4 protein-coding genes are annotated in these 3,620 nt (G+C 69.2%); 3 read left to right on the top strand and 1 reads right to left on the bottom strand.

Annotated elements, in window-relative coordinates; genetic code table 11:
• The coding region (locus AC3XYG_RS24725; RefSeq protein WP_489142525.1) for a uracil-DNA glycosylase at positions 1–772 on the bottom strand (772 nt) is incomplete at its 3' end.
• Between the two features lie 190 nt (positions 773–962).
• On the opposite strand from AC3XYG_RS24725, the gene AC3XYG_RS24720 reads away from it, so the two are divergent.
• The 3 genes from AC3XYG_RS24720 to AC3XYG_RS24710 form a co-directional block, all read left to right on the top strand.
• Positions 963–2,609: an electron transfer flavoprotein-ubiquinone oxidoreductase gene (locus AC3XYG_RS24720; RefSeq protein WP_489142524.1), complete on the top strand. Its 1,647-nt coding sequence runs from the start codon at positions 963–965 to the stop codon at positions 2,607–2,609.
• A 171-nt stretch (positions 2,610–2,780) separates the two neighbouring features.
• The gene (gene irrA, locus AC3XYG_RS24715) at positions 2,781–3,194 is read left to right on the top strand and encodes an iron response transcriptional regulator IrrA (RefSeq protein WP_489142523.1); all 414 of its coding nucleotides are present in this window, start codon (positions 2,781–2,783) and stop codon (positions 3,192–3,194) included.
• Between the two features lie 13 nt (positions 3,195–3,207).
• Positions 3,208–3,620, top strand: a 413-nt coding sequence (locus AC3XYG_RS24710; RefSeq protein ID WP_489142522.1) for a VOC family protein, incomplete at its 3' end; no start/stop codon positions are given.

Genomic DNA, 3,620 nt, shown 5'->3' with positions numbered 1-3,620 from the left:
GCACCGGTGCCGGCAGGTCGGGGAAGGAGCGGTCGTACCAGCGGCCATGGATGCGGGTGATGCCTTCGCGCGTCGCCAGCAGGGCGGCGGCCGAGGTGCCGCCGGCACAGAGCAGGATCTTCGGCTTCTTGAGCGCGACATGGCGTTCGATGAAGGGCAGCGAGATCGCGATCTCTGCCGCGTTCGGCTGGCGGTTGCCGGGCGGGCGCCAGTTGACGATGTTGGAGATGTAGACCGTGCTGCGGTCGAGCCCGATCGCCGCCAGCATGCGGTCGAGCAGCTTGCCCGACTGGCCGACGAAGGGCTTGCCCAGCCGGTCCTCCTCCGCCCCTGGCGCCTCGCCGACGATCATGATGTCGGCCTCCGGGTTGCCGTCGGCGAACACCATCTGGGTGGCGGTGGCCTTCAGCCCGCAGCCGTCGAAGGCGGCCAGCGCCGCCGCCAGCTCCTCCAGCGTGTTGCACCCGGCGGCGATGCGACGGGCATCGCCGGTGGCGGCATCGCTGCCCGGCAGCACGGCGGTGCCGACCACGCGCGGCGCTGCGGCCGGGGCAGGCTGGAATGAGGCGAGCTGGGACGAGACGGGCTGGACCGACGGTTGCGGCTGCGGCGCCATCGGGCTCAAGGCCGGGGCCATGCCGGCACCGCCGCGGCGGCGGCCGAGCGCGCCGGGGTCATCCCCGATGGCTTCGTCGATGCCGGCGTCCTGGTACCATCTCAGGAGGGCGATGATCTCGGCGGGCTGCACGGCGAGGTCTGATTCGCTGGTCATGTCCATGCGCTAGAAACCGTCGGGGGGCCCTGGCTGTCAACCCCGCGGCCGGCCCGGACGGGGCTTGCCGCAGCGTCGCCGGGGTCCGGCGCGTCGCAGTCGGCGCCGAACCTGCCGCGACATGATCGGCCATTCGACCCCCGCGGTGCATTTATGTAGCATGCGGCCAACCGAACGACAGGGACGCGCGATGGAACGCGAATCGATGGAATACGACGTCGTGATCGTGGGCGCGGGGCCGGCAGGCCTCGCGGCGGCGATCCGGCTGAAGCAGAAGGCGGCCGAGACCGGGCGCGAGGTCAGCGTGTGCGTGCTGGAGAAGGGGTCGGAGGTCGGTGCCCATATCCTGTCCGGCGCCGTGCTGGACCCGCGCGCGCTGAACGAGCTGATCCCGGACTGGAAGGACAAGGGTGCGCCGCTGGACACGCCGGTGACGCATGACGAGTTCCATTACTACACGGCGGTCAGCAGCTTCCGCCTGCCCAATTTCGGGCTGCCGAAGGAGCTGCACAACCGCGGCAACTACATCGTCAGCATGGGGCTGGTGACGCGCTGGATGGCGCAGCAGGCCGAGGCGCTGGGCGTCGAGATCTATCCCGGCTTCGCCGCGGCCGAGGTGCTGTACCACGAGGACGGCTCGGTCAAGGGCGTCGCCACCGGCGACATGGGCATCGGCAAGGACGGCGAGCACACCGGCAACTACACGCCGGGGATGGAGCTGCACGCCAAATACACGCTGATCGGTGAAGGCGTGCGCGGGTCGCTGGCCAAGATGCTGATGGAGAAGTTCCAGCTGCGCACCGAATGCGACCCGCAGACCTTCGGCCTGGGGGTCAAGGAGCTGTGGGAGGTGAAGCCGGAGAATCACCGGCCCGGCCTGGTCCAGCACGGCTTCGGCTGGCCGATGAACAACGAGACCTATGGCGGCGGCTGGCTGTACCATTTCGGCGAGAACCTGGTCTCGATCGGCTATGTCGTCGCGCTCGACTACAAGAACCCGTACCTGTCGCCGTTCGAGGAATTCCAGCGCTACAAGGACCATCCGCTGATCCGCCCGACGCTGGAGGGCGGCAAGCGCCTGGCCTATGGCGGCCGCGCCATCAACGAGGGCGGTCTGCAGTCGGTGCCGAAGCTGACCTTCCCGGGCGGCTGCCTGATCGGCTGCTCCGCCGGCTTCGTCAACGTGCCGCGGATCAAGGGCAACCACACCGCGATGAAGAGCGGCATGGTCTGCGCCGAGGCGGTGTTCGACGCGCTGGCCGAGGGCCGCGAGGGCCATGACGAGGTCGTGGCCTATCCAGAGCGGCTGAAGGCCAGCTGGCTGTGGCAGGAACTGACGGTGGTGCGCAACTGCCGCCCGGGCTTCCGCTGGGGCACGATCCTGGGCACGATCTATTCCGGCATCGAGCTGTGGACCCGCGGCAAGCTGCCCTGGACGCTGCACCACAAGCACGCCGACCACGAATCGCTGCGCCCGGCCGCGCAGTCGAAGAAGATCAACTATCCCAAGCCGGACGGTATCGTCACCTTCGACCGCCTCTCCTCGGTGTATCTGTCGAACACCAACCACGAGGAAAACCAGCCGTCGCATCTGAAGCTGAAGGACCCGTCGGTCCCGATCGCCTACACCCTGCCGCTGTATGACGAACCGGCGCAGCGCTATTGCCCGGCCGGGGTGTACGAGGTGGTGCGCAACGAGGACGGCAGCGACCCGCGCTTCGTGATCAACGCGCAGAACTGCGTCCACTGCAAGACCTGCGACATCAAGGATCCCAAGCAGAACATCGTCTGGACCGTGCCGGAGGGCGGCGGGGGACCCAACTATCAGATGATGTAAGAGTCCCGGACGGGCGGCCCCCTTTCCTGTCGTGCCTGGACCTAGTCCGGGCACGACAGCCGAAAGCGGGGAACGCGCGACGGCACCTCTCGGTTATACCTGGGTCCAGCCGAGTTGAACCCCCGGCCTGCCGCGGTTATGGTGCGGGATCGGGATCGTTGCGGAACCAGAATGGCCCAGGCCGAGACCACCACCGTCGTCGACCGGCTGCAGACCGCCGGGCTGCGACCGACCCGCCAGCGCGTCGCGCTCGCCGGCCTGCTGTTCGGCGGCTGCGACCGCCATGTCACGGCCGAGGCGCTGCATGGCGAGGCAACCCAGGCCGGCCATGCCGTGTCGCTGGCGACCGTCTACAACACCCTGCACCAGTTCACCGAGGCCCGGCTGCTGCGCGAAGTGGTGATCGAGCCCGGCCGGTCCTATTTCGACACCAACACCTGCGACCACCATCATTTCTATCATGAGACGACCGGCGAGTTGCGCGACGTCCATGGCGAGGCCGTGGTCGTTTCAGCGCTGCCCGAAGCCCCGGCCGGCACCCGCATCGCCCGGGTCGATGTCGTCATCCGCCTGACCGACGCCTGAGAGATCCCTTCCCGTGACGGCCGCGCCACGCATCGACGGGCTGCTCGAGACCGCGCTCTACGTCGCCGATCTCGACCGCGCCACCGCCTTCTACGAGCAGATCCTGGGCCTGCGCGTCATGCTGCGCAGCCCGCGGCTGGTGGCCCTGGATGCCGGGCGGCAGGGCGTGCTGCTGCTGTTCCTGGCCGGCGCCACCTCCGCCGATGTGGTCGAGGCCGGCGGCACCATCCCGGGGCATGAGGGGGCGGGCCGGCTGCACATGGCCTTCGCTGTCCCGGCCGAGGACCTGGACGCCTGGCGCGCGAGGCTGGTCGCGGCGGGCGTCGCCCTGACCGGCGAGATGGCCTGGGCCCGCGGCGGCGTCAGCCTCTATATCGCCGATCCCGATGGCCATGTGGTCGAGCTGGCCACGCCGGGGCTGTGGCC

Source organism: Inquilinus sp., assembly GCF_057815775.1.
The sequence above is the reverse complement of the archived record's forward strand: the minus strand, read 5'-3'. Positions and strand labels throughout refer to the sequence as shown.

Bases quoted from the DNA above. Each gene is read 5' to 3' on its own strand.
- AC3XYG_RS24720 (WP_489142524.1), top strand. From the start codon at position 963: ATGGAACGCGAATCGATGGAATACGACGTCGTGATCGTGGGCGCGGGG.
- irrA (WP_489142523.1), top strand. From the start codon at position 2,781: ATGGCCCAGGCCGAGACCACCACCGTCGTCGACCGGCTGCAGACCGCC.